At 64.2% G+C, this 14,483-nt stretch carries 12 protein-coding genes; 4 read left to right on the top strand and 8 right to left on the bottom strand.

Features of this window, described 5'->3' with window-relative positions:
- Nucleotides 1–8: 8 nt before the first annotated feature.
- Both lysS and prfB read right to left on the bottom strand, forming a co-directional pair.
- Nucleotides 9–1,520 carry a lysine--tRNA ligase gene (lysS, locus tag A9404_RS11500; protein WP_066101752.1) on the bottom strand — a complete coding sequence of 504 codons (1,512 nt, stop codon included), beginning with the start codon at nt 1,518–1,520 and terminating at the stop codon, nt 9–11.
- A gap of 92 nt (nt 1,521–1,612) precedes the next feature.
- Nucleotides 1,613–2,711, bottom strand: a protein-coding gene (prfB, locus tag A9404_RS11495) for a peptide chain release factor 2 (RefSeq protein WP_156521319.1) whose coding sequence is annotated in 2 segments (ribosomal slippage) — nt 1,613–2,635 and nt 2,637–2,711 — 1,098 coding nt in all. Because the reading frame shifts where the segments join, the coding sequence is not laid out codon by codon here.
- A 195-nt stretch (nt 2,712–2,906) separates the two neighbouring features.
- Here prfB and A9404_RS11490 point away from each other — a divergent pair.
- The 3 genes from A9404_RS11490 (at nt 2,907) to A9404_RS11480 (ending at nt 6,301) form a co-directional block, all read left to right on the top strand.
- Nucleotides 2,907–3,191, top strand: a complete 285-nt coding sequence (locus A9404_RS11490) for a pyrimidine/purine nucleoside phosphorylase (RefSeq protein ID WP_066101745.1) — start codon at nt 2,907–2,909, stop codon at nt 3,189–3,191.
- A gap of 59 nt (nt 3,192–3,250) precedes the next feature.
- A complete protein-coding gene (gene dacB, locus A9404_RS11485) occupies nt 3,251–4,711 on the top strand; it encodes a D-alanyl-D-alanine carboxypeptidase/D-alanyl-D-alanine endopeptidase (protein ID WP_082922936.1) in 1,461 nt (486 codons plus the stop codon).
- A gap of 303 nt (nt 4,712–5,014) precedes the next feature.
- On the top strand, nt 5,015–6,301 hold the full coding sequence (locus A9404_RS11480; protein WP_066101742.1) for a hypothetical protein: 1,287 nt from the start codon (nt 5,015–5,017) through the stop codon (nt 6,299–6,301).
- 205 nt (nt 6,302–6,506) lie between these two features.
- Here A9404_RS11480 and A9404_RS11475 read toward each other — a convergent pair whose 3' ends face one another.
- Entirely contained in the window at nt 6,507–7,451 is a 945-nt protein-coding gene (locus A9404_RS11475; RefSeq protein ID WP_066101740.1) for a polymorphic toxin-type HINT domain-containing protein, read from the bottom strand.
- A gap of 63 nt (nt 7,452–7,514) precedes the next feature.
- Nucleotides 7,515–8,867 (bottom strand): HD-GYP domain-containing protein, encoded by a 1,353-nt coding sequence (locus tag A9404_RS11470; protein WP_066101736.1) that lies wholly within the window; start codon nt 8,865–8,867, stop codon nt 7,515–7,517.
- Between the two features lie 212 nt (nt 8,868–9,079).
- Here A9404_RS11470 and A9404_RS11465 point away from each other — a divergent pair, with 212 nt between their 5' ends.
- A complete protein-coding gene (locus A9404_RS11465) occupies nt 9,080–9,520 on the top strand; it encodes a hypothetical protein (RefSeq protein ID WP_066101734.1) in 441 nt (146 codons plus the stop codon).
- A gap of 110 nt (nt 9,521–9,630) precedes the next feature.
- On the opposite strand, the gene recJ is transcribed toward A9404_RS11465, so the two are convergent.
- Genes recJ through ampE form a run of 4 tightly spaced genes read right to left on the bottom strand, consistent with a single transcriptional unit; the run spans nt 9,631 to nt 14,416 of the window.
- Entirely contained in the window at nt 9,631–11,421 is a 1,791-nt protein-coding gene (recJ, locus tag A9404_RS11460) for a single-stranded-DNA-specific exonuclease RecJ (protein WP_066101731.1), read from the bottom strand.
- A gap of 33 nt (nt 11,422–11,454) precedes the next feature.
- Nucleotides 11,455–12,711: a hypothetical protein gene (locus A9404_RS11455; protein WP_066101728.1), complete on the bottom strand. Its 1,257-nt coding sequence runs from the start codon at nt 12,709–12,711 to the stop codon at nt 11,455–11,457.
- Entirely contained in the window at nt 12,708–13,400 is a 693-nt protein-coding gene (locus tag A9404_RS11450) for a histidine phosphatase family protein (RefSeq protein ID WP_066101724.1), read from the bottom strand. Before A9404_RS11450 ends, A9404_RS11455 begins: the two co-directional genes overlap by 4 nt.
- On the bottom strand, nt 13,397–14,416 hold the full coding sequence (gene ampE / locus A9404_RS11445) for a regulatory signaling modulator protein AmpE (RefSeq protein WP_066101719.1): 1,020 nt from the start codon (nt 14,414–14,416) through the stop codon (nt 13,397–13,399). The genes A9404_RS11450 and ampE overlap by 4 nt, the downstream gene beginning before the upstream one ends.
- Between the last annotated feature and the right edge of the window lie 67 nt (nt 14,417–14,483).

Here is a 14,483-nt window from a genome sequence, read left to right as displayed (position 1 = left end):
GGCGGACGTCACTCCGGCCGCATGTGCGGGAACAACAGCACGTCGCGGATGGACGGCGAATCCGTCAGTAGCATCACCAGCCGGTCGATGCCGATCCCCTCGCCTGCCGTCGGCGGCATGCCGTGTTCGAGGGCGCGGATATAGTCCGCATCGAAGTGCATGGCTTCCTCGTCGCCCGCATCCTTCTCCTCAACCTGCTTGCGGAAGCGTTCGGCCTGATCTTCGGCGTCGTTCAGCTCCGAGAAGCCGTTGGCGATCTCGCGACCGCCCACGAAGAACTCGAAACGGTCGGTCACGAACGGGTTGTCGTCGTTACGGCGCGCCAGCGGCGACACCTCGGCTGGGTACTCGGTGATGAAGGTCGGCTGGATCAGCTTGTGTTCGGCGGTTTCCTCGAAAATCTCGATCTGGATCTTGCCGAGGCCGTAGCTGTCCTTGACGTGGATACCGAGCTTCTGCGCGACGGCCCGCGCGCGGTCGATATCGGTGACGTCGTCGCGGGTGAGATCCGGGTTATGCGCCAGAATCGCATCCACCACCGTCAGGCGGGCGAACGGCTGTGCGAAGTCGAACTCCGTGCCCTGATAGGTGATGGTCGTCGAACCGCACACCTTCTCGGCCAGATGACGCAGCAGGTCTTCGGTCATGTCCATCAGATCGATGTAATCGGCGTAGGCCTGATAGAACTCGATCATGGTGAATTCGGGGTTGTGGCGAGTCGACAACCCCTCGTTGCGGAAGTTGCGGTTGATCTCGTAGACCCGCTCGAAACCGCCGACCACGAGGCGCTTCAGATACAACTCGGGGGCGATCCGCAGGTACAGATCCATGTCCAGCGCATTGTGGAACGTGGTGAAGGGCTTGGCCGAAGCACCGCCGGGGATGACGTGCATCATCGGCGTTTCCACTTCCAGGAAGTCCCGTCCATTCAGATAGTTGCGGATGAACTGGATGATCTGGGTACGCTTGCGGAAGGTGTCGCGCACCGGCTCGTTCATGATCAAGTCGACATAGCGCTGCCGATAACGCTGCTCGGTGTCCGAGATGCCGTGGAACTTGTCCGGCAGCGGCCGCAGGCTCTTGGTCAGCAGGCGCAGGCTGTCGACCTTCACCGACAGCTCGCCCTTGTTGGTCTTGAACAGCGCGCCCTCGCCACCGACGATATCGCCGATGTCCCAGGTCTTGAAGTCGTCGTAGACCGCTTCGCCCAGTGCATCGCGCGCCACGTACAGCTGGATGCGGCCGGTGTGGTCGAGAATCGACAGGAAACTCGCCTTGCCCATCACCCGCTTGGCCATCACCCGTCCGGCGACGATCACCCGCAGGGCGTTTTCCTCGAAGAAGGCAGCTTCCTTCTCGGCGTACTGGGCCTGTAGGTCACCGGCACTGGCATCCCGGCGGAAATCGTTCGGGAAGGCGTTGCCGGCTTCGCGAATCCGCTTGAGCTTGTCGCGACGCTCGGCGATCAGGCGGTTTTCATCAATGACTTCGGACGCTTGGGGGGCGGTAGATTCGGACATGCTGGTCAGTTTCCGGTAGATGAATGTTCAGGCGCGCCCACGACAGCTCGGGGCGTGCGGTCGAAAGACGGATGGCGACAGGCGCCCATGGCTTACAGGCCGCTCTTCAGGCTGGCCTCGATGAAGGGATCGAGGTCCCCGTCGAGCACGGCCTGGGTGTTGCCGGTTTCGTAGCCCGTGCGCAGATCCTTGATCCGGCTCTGATCGAGCACGTAGGAGCGGATCTGGTTGCCCCAGGAAACGTCCGACTTGGTGTCCTCCAGCGCCTGGCTGACGGCGTTGCGCTTCTGCACTTCGATTTCGTACAGCTTGGCTTTCAGCATCTTCATGGCCCGCTCGCGGTTCTGAATCTGCGAGCGCTCGGCCTGACAGGCCACGACCACGCCGGTCGGGATGTGGGTGAAACGCACGGCGGACTCGGTCCGGTTCACGTGCTGACCGCCCGCGCCCGAGGCCCGGTAGACGTCGACGCGCAGGTCGGCCGGGTTCACCTCGATCTCGATGTTGTCGTCGATTTCCGGCGAGACGAACACCGAAGCAAAGGACGTGTGCCGTCGGTTGTCCGAATCGAACGGTGACTTGCGCACGAGACGGTGCACGCCGATTTCGGTGCGCAGCCAGCCGAAGGCATATTCGCCCTCGAAACGAATGGTTGCGGACTTGATGCCGGCGACTTCGCCGTCGGAGACTTCCACCACTTCGGTTTTGAATCCGCGCCGGTCACCCCAGCGCAGATACATGCGCAGGAGGATGCTGGCCCAGTCCTGCGCCTCGGTACCGCCGGCGCCCGCCTGGATGTCGAGATAGGCATTGGATTCGTCCATCTCGCCCGCGAACATGCGGCGAAACTCCAGATCGGCGATCTGCCGCTCGAACTCGGTCACGTCGTGATCGACGGCATCCACGGTCGCCGCATCGTCTTCCTCGGCGGCCATTTCCAGCAGGTCGGCGTTGTCCTGCAGCCCCTGGGCCATGGACGAGAGGGTCTCCACCACACGGGCCAGCGAGGCGCGCTCGCGCCCCAGTGCCTGTGCACGGGCGGGATCGTTCCAGACGTCCGGCGCTTCGAGTTCGCGGTCGACTTCTTCTAGACGTTCTTTCTTGACGTCAAAGTCAAAGATACCCCCTCAGCGCGGCGGCGCGCGCTGACAGGTCTTTGATCTTGAACAGGATCGGATTGATTTCGATCATGGGGAATATTCGTGTTGCATTTTCAAGGCCGCGTAGTGTACCGCATCGACGCCTAGATGCGGTCACCGCAATGAAACACCCACTAAAAAAACCCCCGGGTTTCAGCTAGACTGCGTCACCGAAACGCACCGCCCCCGCTGGGGGCGTTCGTCTTCCGACAATCCGTTTTTCCATCCCACCGTTTCAGGAACTTCCATGACCATCAAGCACAGCCGCTACCACGACGACGCCGTTCAATCCCTCCGCTTCGACAACGGCCAGAACGGCGCCAGCGTCGGCGTTCTCCAGCCCGGCACCTACCTGTTCCCCCTCAAGGCGGCCGAAACCATGACGGTCATCGACGGCGAAATGTTTGTTACCATCGACGATGCCGCTGAATTCAAGGCGCCCGCTGGCACCGTGTTCGAAGCACCGGCCAACAGCAACCTGCAGATGCGCTGCACGGCGGACGTTGCCTACCACTGCAAGTTTCACGCGTGATCGCAGGCTGAACGGCCATAGACGACACCCCCAGAGCAGATCCGCAGAGCAGTCGCACCATGCACCGATTCGATTTATCGTTCAGAAATCTTGTCATCGCCGGCCTGATCGGTCTCTGCCTCGGCGTGCCGCCCGCGGCGCTGGCTGCCGATTCGGATCTGCCCAAGTCGGTGGTGGACACCCTGCGCCAGCAGAAGCTCAGCGCCAAGGATCTGGGCATCTGGATCCAGGCCGTCGACAGCAAGAAACCGCTGCTCGCCCATCTGCCCGATAATCTGTACAACCCCGCCTCGGTGATGAAACTCGTCACCTCCGTGGCGGCGCTCGACATTCTGGGCACCAATTTCCAATGGCCGACCCGTGTCTACGCCGACGCCCTGCCGGTGAACGGCGTCATTCACGGGAACGTCTACATCAAGGGATCCGGCGATCCCTGGTTCCGCAGCGAAGACCTTTGGGACCTGATGCGCCAACTCAACGACCTCGGCGTGCGCGAAATCACCGGCAAGCTGATTATCGACAACAGCTACTTCGATCCGGGCCCGGCCGATCCCGCCGATTTCGACAACCATCCCGAACGGGTCTACAACGCCCTGCCGCAAGCCCTACTGCTGGACAACCGCGCCACCCGCGTACTCATCACGCCGCCGGATCGCACCGGCGGCAGTGCCGTCGTGCGCGCCTGGCCGCCGAACCCCAACCTGCAGGTGCAAAACGACCTCAAGCTCGTGAAAGGGCCGTGTACCGGGCGCGCCAACCAACCCAGCATCGTCGTGCAAGGCTCGGACACCAACACGCCCAGCATCGACGTGAACGGCACCTACAGCGCCCAATGCACGCCCGACCAGTACTACTTCGTGGCCGGCAACGCGAACGACGCCATCTACTACGCCTTCAAGCACATGCTCACCCAGCAGGGCGGCAAGATCGACGGTCTGTGGAGCGAGGGCATCACGCCGTCCTCGGCGGTCTTTCTCGCCCAGCACAATTCGGAAAACCTCACCCAGTACCTGTATCTGCAGAACAAGTGGTCGAACAACCTGATGGCCCGGCAGATCTTCCTGACCATTGGCGCCGAGATCAAAGGTCCGCCCGGCACCCCGCTGAAGGCCAAGGCCGCCATCGACGCCTGGCTCAAGGAAATCGGCATGAACTGGCAGGGGTTCGACATTGAGAACGGCTCCGGCCTGTCGCGCAAGGCACGCATCTCACCCCGGCAGATGGGTGAGCTGCTTCGCTATGCCTGGGATAGTCCGATCATGCCCGAGCTGATGGCCTCCCTGCCCATCGCCGGCGTGGACGGCACCATGCGCAAACGCCTGCGCGGCGAACCCGCCCGCGGCATGATCCACCTCAAGACCGGCACGCTGCGCGACGTCCGCGCGGGGGCGGGCTACATGATCACCGAATCTGGCCGCCGCTACGTGGTCGTCATCCTCCAGAACGAACCCAACGTGCAGAACGGCGGCGGCAGCCGGGTACAGGACGCCCTGCTCGACTGGCTCTACCACAATGGGTAATGGTTGCGGCGATTAGTGGTTCGGCCGCGCATAGCGGTTAGTGACCCGAACAATGATCGAGTACTCGGAATGAGTATTGCCCCTAAGCCGTATAACCTATGATCAAAAACTATGACCCAATTTATCCCGACGTCGTCTCGGTTCTAAAGAGTTGATGTCGCCCGGAGACTACGAGCGACGTCACCACAAACAAAGCTGGAGCAAATCTAGCCGAATGGTGACGATCACCCCCCTGTTCGCATAACCTATCCGGTGGTGACAATCGGAGGTCTACACGCTCGAAATACCCGAGATCCATTCGTCATGAAAAAACTCGCCACCGTTGCATACTTTCTCTGCGCCCTGTCTGTCGCAATGCCGAGCCATGCGCAGCCGCCGCCGTTGAGGATCAAGGCGGAGCCGCCGAGGGCTGAGGCCTTGCTCTGGAAACACCTGTTCGGCGGCGGCGAGGATGACGGTGCAACCGCCATCGTGCGGGCCGCCGACGGCGGCTTCGCCGTGGCCGGCTACACCGATTCCAAAGGCGCGGGCAAGGTGGACGCCTGGGTGATCCGCCTGGATGCTCACGGTGAGGCGCTGTGGGATCGCACCTACGGCGGCAGCGAGGACGACGCGGCCAACGCCATCGTGCGGACCGCCGATGGCGGCTTCGCCGTGGCCGGCGATATCGGGTCCAAGGACGCGGACCAGGGCGATGCCAAGGGCGTGGGTCAGGGCGATGCCACATGCGCGAACCAGGACGATGCCACATGCGCGGGCAACATCGACTTCTGGGTCGTCCGCCTGGATGCCCGAGGCGAGGTGCTCTGGGATCGCACCCTCGGCGGCCGCAAGGACGATTGGGCCTCTGCCGTCGTGCAGACCGCGGACGGCGGCCTCGCCGTGGCCGGCGGCACCCGGTCCAAAGGCGCGGGCAAGGGGGACGCCTGGGTCATCCGCCTGGATGCTCACGGCCAGGTGCTCTGGGACCGCACCTTCGGCGGCAGCGAGGAGGACGAGGCAACCGCCCTCGTGCGGACCGCCGATGGCGGCTTCGCCGTCGCCGGCGATACCCAGTCCAAAGGCGCGGGCAAGGCCGACATCTGGGTCATCCGTCTGGATGCTCAAGGTCACGTGCTCTGGGATCGCACCTTCGGCGGCAGCGAAAATGATTGGGCCGGCGCCATGGTCCAGACCGCCGACGGCGGCTTCGCCGTGGCCGGCGAGACCCACTCCAAAGGCGCGGGCTCATCCGACGTCTGGGTCATCCGCCTGAATGCGCAAGGCCGGGCGCTGTGGGATCGCACCCTCGGCGGCCGCAAGGAGGATTGGGCCACTACCATCGTGCGCACCGCCGACGGCGGCTTCGCCGTGGCCGGCAGCACCCAGTCCAAGGGCGCGGGCAAGGGCGACGCCTGGGTCATCCGCCTGGATGCTCAAGGGAAGCTGCGATGGGATCGCACCTTCGGCGGCCGCAAGGTGGATTGGGCCTCTGCCGTCGTGCAGAACGTCGACGGCGGCTTCACCGTGGCCGGTTATACCTCGTCCAAGGGCGCGGGCTTCGGCGACGCCTGGATTTTTCGGCTCAACAAGAACGGTGAACTAGAGTGAATGCTTCCGTACAAGCGATGATCAATGATCGGGACACCGGTGTCCGCCTCCTTCAATAACCAAATGATCTGTTCTTCGCTGTAGCGTTTCTCCACATCCAATCTCCTTGATTCATGGGATTGGACTCTAAATGCCTGTGCTACTCAAATTCGGGGTAACGTCGCGACCGCCTGCCGTTTGCCGTATGAATCGGCCCATCAGCGGGTCAGCCATCTAAATGTTCAGGGTTTATGCGCGGAGATCGTCTGATTTGGGTACAAGAAAGGACGCTGCTGTCATGCACCCACAAGCCGAGATCACCGACGAAATAGGTATGGGTATTGGCCACCTCCAGGTTGTACACCCGCCGGCGCATGGGCAAGTAGCCTCCCGAGCGCTTGGTAAAATTCAAGGCATCCGGATGATCGTAGGCTTCTTGTAAATCATCGATCAACATAGCTGCGACACGATCGTTATCTAAGGTGCCGTATTCCGACGAGGACAATCCGTTGCGGGGAACCCCTTCCTCGCTCCTGAAATCAACCCGGCACCCCTCCGTATCTGCATTTCTTAGCCATTGTATTTCATCATCAAATCCCACCCCGACATCGGGATCGTCGCTTTGCAAGATGGGTTGAATGTACCCGAACAAGGCGGGCCCATCGGCCAGCTCGACATAGACGTTTGCCCCACCCCCCTTGCCACGGTTCCATTCGAAGTCCCAATAGGCCTTCCAATACCATAGGTAAATCTCTTCAATGCTCATCCAGCGGTTGATTTCATGTGGGGTCTCCTCAAGATCAACGCACTCCGCATCCATGCGCTCTTCCACCACCCGCCTGACCCAGATGGGGTGGGCACCGGTCACCGCCATTTCCCCACGGATTTGTTTCGGCTTGAGCGTCTCTTTATCCAGCACCTGCCAGGACACGTAATAGAGTTCCCGGTCTTCGTACTGGAAGGTTTGCGTCACCGGTTGATAACACAGCTCGCCTTCGCCCGACTCGTGCCGCGAAAGCACCCGATCGCCCACCTTGATCTGCTCGATCGGCTTGAGTCCGTCCTCGGTATGCACCAGGGTACCGGCCACAAAGCCTCCCATGTCGTGCGGCTGCCCGGCTCGGGCAACGTCGTCGGCCGGTTGTGTGGAAAGATCGACTGCTTGGCTCATTCGAGGCGCCTCCCTGGCGAGTTTCTGTCGAGAGAATTCAATCTGGAAATGGAATGTGCCCGATCATAAGGTCCGCCGCAGGGCGGCCACAAGATCCCCATCCAGCGCCGGCCCCGCCATCTCGTCCAGAATGGCCAGCGCCTGATCCAATGGCATGGCGCCCCGGTACGGCCGTTCCGCCGACACGGCATCGAAGACGTCCGCCACGCTGATAATGCGGGTGGCGAAATCGATCTGTTCGCCCTTCAGGCCCCAGGGGTAGCCCCGGCCGTCCAGCCGTTCGTGATGGCCGGACGCCACCGGCGCCAGGGAATTGAAGATCCCAACTTTCGAGAGAATGTCCATCGAATACACCGGGTGGAGTTTCACCTGATCGAATTCCGCATCGGTGAGCTTGCCCGGCTTGTCGAGAATGCTGTTGCTGACGCCCAGCTTGCCGATGTCGTGCAGGAGGGCGGCATGGCGCAGCCACAGAAGTTGCCGGTCGGTGAGGCCGACTTCCGCGCCGATCAGCTGCGCGTACTGGCTGACGCGGCTGCTGTGGCCGAAGGTGTAGGGGCTTTTCGCGTCGATGACCGCGGCGAAGGCGCCTGCCAGGCGATCCAATTCGTCGTCGTCCACGCCATGGGCATACTCGGCCGGTTCCAGCGCGACCAGACGCGCGCCGATGTCCGGGTCGCGCAGCCCGTCCCACAGTTCGGGCCGGACGGCAATCCGCTCGAAGACATCGACCAGGGCGGGATCGAACCAGCTGCCCCGCCGAGCCCGCACGGTCGCGATTGCCCGCGGCGCACCGCCATCCGCGAAGAAGATTTCCACCACCTGGGACAGCAGGGCGATGCGCGCAAAGAGCGGAATCGCCTCGCCCGCCAGTTTTCTCGGGCTACCCTGCCCGTCCCAATGTTCGTCCAGCCCCCGGATCGCCTCGCAGACCCGGCCGGAAAACCCCAGCCGCTCCGCGATCTCCGCACCCTGCTCGCAGCGGGTCAGGAACAGTTCCTCGCCGATCTGCTCCCCTTTTGCCACCAGATTGAGCAGACGCGGCAGTTTCGCCTGCCAGGACTCTCCCGGGCTGATGTGTGACCAGGCGAACTTCGCCACATCAAGAAACTTCTCGGAGTCGATCTGCTTGAAATCCCGCTTTAATGCCCGGTCGTCGCAACCATACACGCTGAAGATGCGGGCGGCATTGCTGGAGCACCCGGCATCCTTGAGCAGCAGTGCATAGTACAGGTCGGCGAGTTCCTCATCGCCCAGACCCCATTCCTGGCCAAGTTGCATGCCGATCCAGCAACAACGCTGGGCGTGTCCGGCCGGAAGGCCTTCCGTCAGGTCCAGGGCATGGGACAGGGCGCCGATGATCTCCGACTGGCGCAGTTGAAGCTCCGGTTCGGACAGGGACGTGGGAATCGACATGGCACCTCGTCGGCAAAAAACCGGGCAATCGTTTCGAACATCGCTGACCGCTGTGCCGGTCTGCGGATAGTGCCCCACCATACCACCGCGAACATCCGACCCGGGATAAACCACACAGAAACATCGGTAATCTTTTTTATTTCCCCGCTCCGGCGGATTATGGTGCCATGCGCCCAAGCCCCGACACCGGGGAAACCTAGGAGCAGCCGATCATGCAATTGACGATCAGTGGAACGGAATACTCGGGCGCCGTCACGGCCGAGGCCATCGAGGGCGCGATTCGCGGTCTCGCCGACCAGGAAGAGGGTTTCGTCATCCTCTCGCTCAGCACGCAGACCTACGTGCAGGTCGCCGGCACTCCGCAGGACGGCTACGTACTGGAATATCGAGACGGGACGCCAGACCAGCATTACAGCTGCGAGAACCCGAACCTGACCGAGGACGAGGTCATCGGGGTATTCCTGCACTTTTTCGCGCAGGATGACGAATGGAAGCAATGCGTCCCCTGGACGTCCACCTGGGCCGCCAACTGGATGGACCGGGACGAAAACGGGGCCGCTCAGGGCTCGTCCGGCGGCATGGGACGGGCCGCGATCGTGATCGCCGTTCTGATTGCGCTGGCCGTGGTTGCCTGGCTGGTCGTCAAGGGGTGATCATTCCGCCCGGCTGAGCGTTCGGGGCGACCTAACACGCCCCGGATTCCCCGGGATTAACAAAGGTTCCCCAGAATTCCCCAGAATTCCCCCGGGTCAATCAGAATCGGTCAGGCGACCAGCCCGCCGACCACCATCAGCTGCAGGCTTTGCCGACCGCGGAAGTGGTTGATGTTGAGCCGATAGGCCAGATGCAGATAGCGGTTGGCGGGCAGGCGATCGCCGATGCCGAACCAGACGGCGGTGTACGACGCGCCCGCGGACGGCTCGGGCCGATCGGGATCGCGCAGACGCAGGGTCAGCCGCCAATGCTTTCCACCACTCATCGGTACACGATCCAGCACCTCGAAGCGATTGTCGAAGACCGGCTCCGGGCAATCCGTCCCCCAGGGCGTGCAGTCGCGCAGGGTCTCGGCAAAATCGACCGTCAGTTCCCCGGGACCGAGCCCGCCATCGGACGGGATGACCAGGCGTTCGGGCAGGCGATCCGCGAATTTCGCCATTTCTCCGGCGAACAATCCTCGGAAACGGTCGAGCTGCCGTCGCTCGATGCTGACGCCCGCCGCCATGGCGTGACCGCCAAAGGCCCGCATCAACTCGGGTTCGGCCGTCGCCATGGCCACCAGCACGTCGCGCAGATGAACACCGGGCATCGAACGCCCCGAGCCCTTGATGAGCGCATCGGGCGCGTCGCCCGCCTCGGGGTCTTCCGGTGCGAACACGAATACCGGCCGTTGCCAACGCTCCTTGAGCCGACCGGCGACGATACCGATCACCCCCTGATGGAATCCGACGTCATAGCGCACCCAATCGGCGGGATTGACGGGCCGGGGGAGATCGGCCAGCGACAGCGCATCGCTGCGTGCATCCGGCCCCAGGCTGGCGAGCATTTCCTGTTCGACGGCACGCCGTTCCTGATTGATGCGGTCGAGTTCGATCGCCCGGTGACGCGCCTCGGCGGGATCGTCGGCCAGCAGGCAGGCCACCCCCAGGCGCATATCCTCCAGACGCCCGGCAGCATTCAGCCGGGGGCCGACGACGAAGCCCAGATCCGTACTCGCCGCCTGGCGCGGATCCTTGCCGGCCACGGCGAACAGGGCGGAAATACCCGGCAGGCATTGCCCGGCCCGGATCCGGGCCAGTCCCTGCGCCACCAGACGACGGTTGTTGTCGTCCAGCGGCACCACGTCGGCCACCGTGCCGACAGCCACGAGATCCAGCCATTGGGCCAAATTCGGCCGGGGACGGCTATCCGTGAACCAATCCGCGCGGGTCAGCGCATCACGTACCGCCGCCAGCACGTAGAACGCCACGCCGACCCCCGCCAGCGACGGAGAACCGAAGGCGGAGCCGGCCAGGTTCGGATTCACGATGGCCGTGGCGGGCGGCAGTTCGGTACCGGGCAGATGGTGGTCGGTCACCACGACCTCGGTCCCCATTGCCTGCGCGGCAGCCACACCCGCATGGGCGGCCACGCCGTTGTCGACCGTGATCAGCAGGCGGGGCGGTTCCGCCGCTTCATCCAGCCAATCCCTCAGGAGCGCGGGCGACAGACCATAGCCGTGACGCTGGCGATCCGGCAGCGTGTAGGCCACCCGCGTCGTGCCGAAGGCACGCAGGGCACGCACGCAGAGCGTCGTCGCGGTGGCGCCGTCGGCATCGAAATCGCCGACGATCAGGATGGGTTCGTCGGCCTGGACGGCGGCGGCTATCCGCTCGGCCGCGACCTCAATGCCCGGCAGGTCGGCGGGCGCCAGCAATCGGGAAAGGCCGAGATCCAGCTGATCGGGATGCGTGATCCCGCGCAGCGCCAACACCTGGGCCAGCCGCGGGTTCAGGTCGGCCATCGCCTCGGGGATGGACGGGATCGGTCGGCGTTCGATCAGGGGCAGTTCGTTCATGGCAGGGGGACGGGAAAAGTCAGGCCGGGCATCTTAACCCGGGAACAAGCGCATCCGGCGCAGTCGTGTCAGCCAGCTGCGCCAGCCCTTCCCTGCCGACGGCCAGGATTGCCCCAGCCCGTCATCCAGTGCGAACGAGCCCTGCTGCTGCCCGGTGGCGGCCAACCAAGACTTCAGGAACGCGTCCGCAGCATCCAGGGCGTTTGCCCATCCGGCCACATCGCCTTCGAGAAAGCACCAGGCCGGTTCCGTGTACACGACATGGAGGGGGCGAGCCCCCGGCCGCCCCCCCCGCTGAGTCAAGTCGGACAGATCGGGCAGCGCCCCGGTCATCAGCACCGCCGCATCGGCGCCCTGCCCGACCCACAGAGCGCCGGCCAGCTCGGCCGAATCCGTGTACACGAGCACCCCATCGCCCGGGTCGGATCCTTCGGCGGATTTCGGCTGCGCGCGCAAATCCGCGAGCAGCGCTCGTCCCCACACCCACAGGCTGTTCAGTTCCGGCCGGCCCCGTTTCGCCCGGGCGGCATTCAGGGGGTGGGCATACAGCCACATCTGCAGTTCGGTGAGCCAGCGACGCAGGGGGCGCACGTCGTCGCCTGCCAGAAAAGGCTGGACGTTGCGATTGAGGGCGCAGGCCAGCGGCGGCAGATCGTGCTGCCCGACGCGGGACAGACCCGCTGCCGTATACGCGAGATAATGCCGCCCCGAACGCGTCGTGAACGCCGCCAGCCCGTCCTCGATCAACCAGTCGTTGAGATCGCCGGCCAGCGACGCCCAATCTGCTGCGGCGAGATCGAGATAGCGCGGGCCGAACACCAGGGCATGGTCCGTACCCGCCTGAAGATGCACCAGCGCCAGGCGGCTGACAGCCACCCACTCGGGATGTCCTGCCAGCAGGTCGGACAATGCCGGATCGTCGGCCAGATCCGCCCGCAGCGCAACCAACGCCGCCGGCTCGACCGTCGACTGGTGCAGTCGCAGCCGGGCAAGCGCGGCCAGATCGTCGGCACAGGCGCCTGCAGGTGCCGCAGGCGCCCGTCGGCGACGGCGTTGCAGGGCTTCCAACAGGGGACGATGCGCCCCGGGACGAACCTCGGGATCCGCCCCCTCGTGATCGGCGGATTCCGGATGGGGCCATTGCCAGACGGAATCGACCGCCGCCAAGGCATGGACGTGATGCCGTGCCGAATCCGCATCCCGCACTGTCTCGACGGGCTGCAGGCCGAAAATCGTGAGGGTCAGCGCGGGGGATTCGGCAGGCGTCGGCGCGGAAACCGCCCGACTCATGCGGGGGGCACCGGGGGCGGCATGGGCACCGGCTTTACGGAGGCGAGATGATTCTGCAGACCGATCACCCGGGGGAGAGGCGCCGTCTGACTTCGCCAGCGCAGACTGAGCAGGCTGGCGTACTCCGTGTCGATCTGGGTGATGGAACGCAGTGGCGCCTCGGTCGCCCAGACCAGCGCCGCCCGCATGACCACGGCATGGCCGATCACGAGAACCCGCTGCCCGGCCAGGGTGGCCGACCATTGGCGCAAGGCGCCGGATACCCGCTCGAAAAACGCAGTCATGTCCTCCGCACCTTCTGGCCGGCCATGAACCGGATCGGCACGGAAGGCCCGGTACTGTTCCGGATAGACTTCGGGCACCTCGGCATGCGCCAGTCCTTCCCACACGCCGAACCCGATCTCGCGCAGGTTCGGTTCGATATGCAGCGGCAGGTTGCGCGCGAGGGACAGATCCTCGGCAAAAGCCCGGCATCGTGACAGGGGGGATGAAATGATGGCGGTCCAGTCGTCCTGCCCCGTCTGCCGGCAGAGCTCGACCCGATCGCGCATCTGCACCCAGCCCAGCTCACTCAGCGGATCGTCGACACGATCGCCGCGATACAGACGACCGCCCCGCGGTTCGCCATGCCGCATCAGGTCGAAGTGGGTCACGGCATCCGACTGGCCGGGCGCTTGGGCGCCACTCACTGAATCCAACCCGACAAGGTAATCAGCGCCACGCCGCCCAGGCCCAGCATCAACGCACGCAGGACCATGCCCGAGGCGTCCTTGTACCAGCGGGACTGATCCAGAAGGCAGGGTTGCTCATCGCCGCAGTCGTCCTCGCGTTCCAGTTCCAGGGAGGCATGACCCACGCGGCCGATGAGGTGCTGGTTGCGCTCGTACATCGTGCTGCTGCTCAGGCCCGTGCCGCCATTGATCCAGGCGGACCAGCCCCGGTTGAACCCACCGGCCAGAAGCAGCAACAGGGCGAACACGCGGGCCGCCGGCCAATCCAGCCAGCCCTGGATCCGTCGGAATTCGTCGGCGACGGAAACGGGTTCCGCCGCCGGGGTCCGTACCGATTCATCCGAGGATTCGTCCAGGGATTCCGCCGGCTGGTCGGTCAGGGTGTCGTCGACGACGAGCACGCCCTCTTCCGCCGCGTTCTCGTCTTCCACCGGCGTCGACGTCGGCTGGGGCTGGGCAAACCAGTCCGTCAGCCGATAGAGCAAGGCACCGGCCGGACCGGCCAGCACGAACCAGAACAGCACGGCGAACCACTCGTGAAAACCGAGCACGATGATGCGTTCGGCCAGCTGCTGGGGGCGCGCCGAGATCGGATCCAGGTTCGTGTCCGCGGTGAGTTCCTCGCGCTCCTTCATGGCCTGCGCCTCGTCGCCGGTCTGACACGCCGCTTCCAGCGCCTGGGCACGTACATGGGCCTGGCGCGGCGCCAGCAGGGCCACCAGGACCAGCAGGGAGAACACGATATACAGGATGACGCCCCAGAAGCCGTCGCCGATCGTATCGACGAACCACCACACGAGCCCCGGCAGCACCAGCCAGAGCACGATGGCAGCCGGCTTTCGGCCGATCACGTCACCCAGCGATTGATACACGCGATTGAACGCACGCTCGGCCTGACGATCCGCCCGCCAGGAAACCAGTTGGCGCCAGAAGCGTTCGAGGGCCAGCACCAGCAGCAATACGATGAGTTTCATGGTTTCTTGTCCCTTTGATGGTATTGATCCGCCCGACAGGGCAACCGGATATTCTTCTTATTCATGC

The organism is Halothiobacillus diazotrophicus (assembly GCF_001663815.1).
Lineage (GTDB): Bacteria > Pseudomonadota > Gammaproteobacteria > Halothiobacillales > Halothiobacillaceae > Halothiobacillus > Halothiobacillus diazotrophicus.
This window is presented reverse-complemented; position numbering and strand designations above follow the sequence as displayed.

What these genes read in the sequence shown, in the direction of transcription:
- lysS (WP_066101752.1), bottom strand. Translation starts at nt 1,520, where the DNA reads ATGTCCGAATCTACCGCCCCCCAAGCGTCCGAAGTCATTGATGAAAAC.
- A9404_RS11490 (WP_066101745.1), top strand. Translation starts at nt 2,907, where the DNA reads ATGACCATCAAGCACAGCCGCTACCACGACGACGCCGTTCAATCCCTC.
- dacB (WP_082922936.1), top strand. Translation starts at nt 3,251, where the DNA reads ATGCACCGATTCGATTTATCGTTCAGAAATCTTGTCATCGCCGGCCTG.
- A9404_RS11480 (WP_066101742.1), top strand. Translation starts at nt 5,015, where the DNA reads ATGAAAAAACTCGCCACCGTTGCATACTTTCTCTGCGCCCTGTCTGTC.
- A9404_RS11475 (WP_066101740.1), bottom strand. Translation starts at nt 7,451, where the DNA reads ATGAGCCAAGCAGTCGATCTTTCCACACAACCGGCCGACGACGTTGCC.
- A9404_RS11470 (WP_066101736.1), bottom strand. Translation starts at nt 8,867, where the DNA reads ATGTCGATTCCCACGTCCCTGTCCGAACCGGAGCTTCAACTGCGCCAG.
- A9404_RS11465 (WP_066101734.1), top strand. Translation starts at nt 9,080, where the DNA reads ATGCAATTGACGATCAGTGGAACGGAATACTCGGGCGCCGTCACGGCC.
- recJ (WP_066101731.1), bottom strand. Translation starts at nt 11,421, where the DNA reads ATGAACGAACTGCCCCTGATCGAACGCCGACCGATCCCGTCCATCCCC.
- A9404_RS11455 (WP_066101728.1), bottom strand. Translation starts at nt 12,711, where the DNA reads ATGAGTCGGGCGGTTTCCGCGCCGACGCCTGCCGAATCCCCCGCGCTG.
- ampE (WP_066101719.1), bottom strand. Translation starts at nt 14,416, where the DNA reads ATGAAACTCATCGTATTGCTGCTGGTGCTGGCCCTCGAACGCTTCTGG.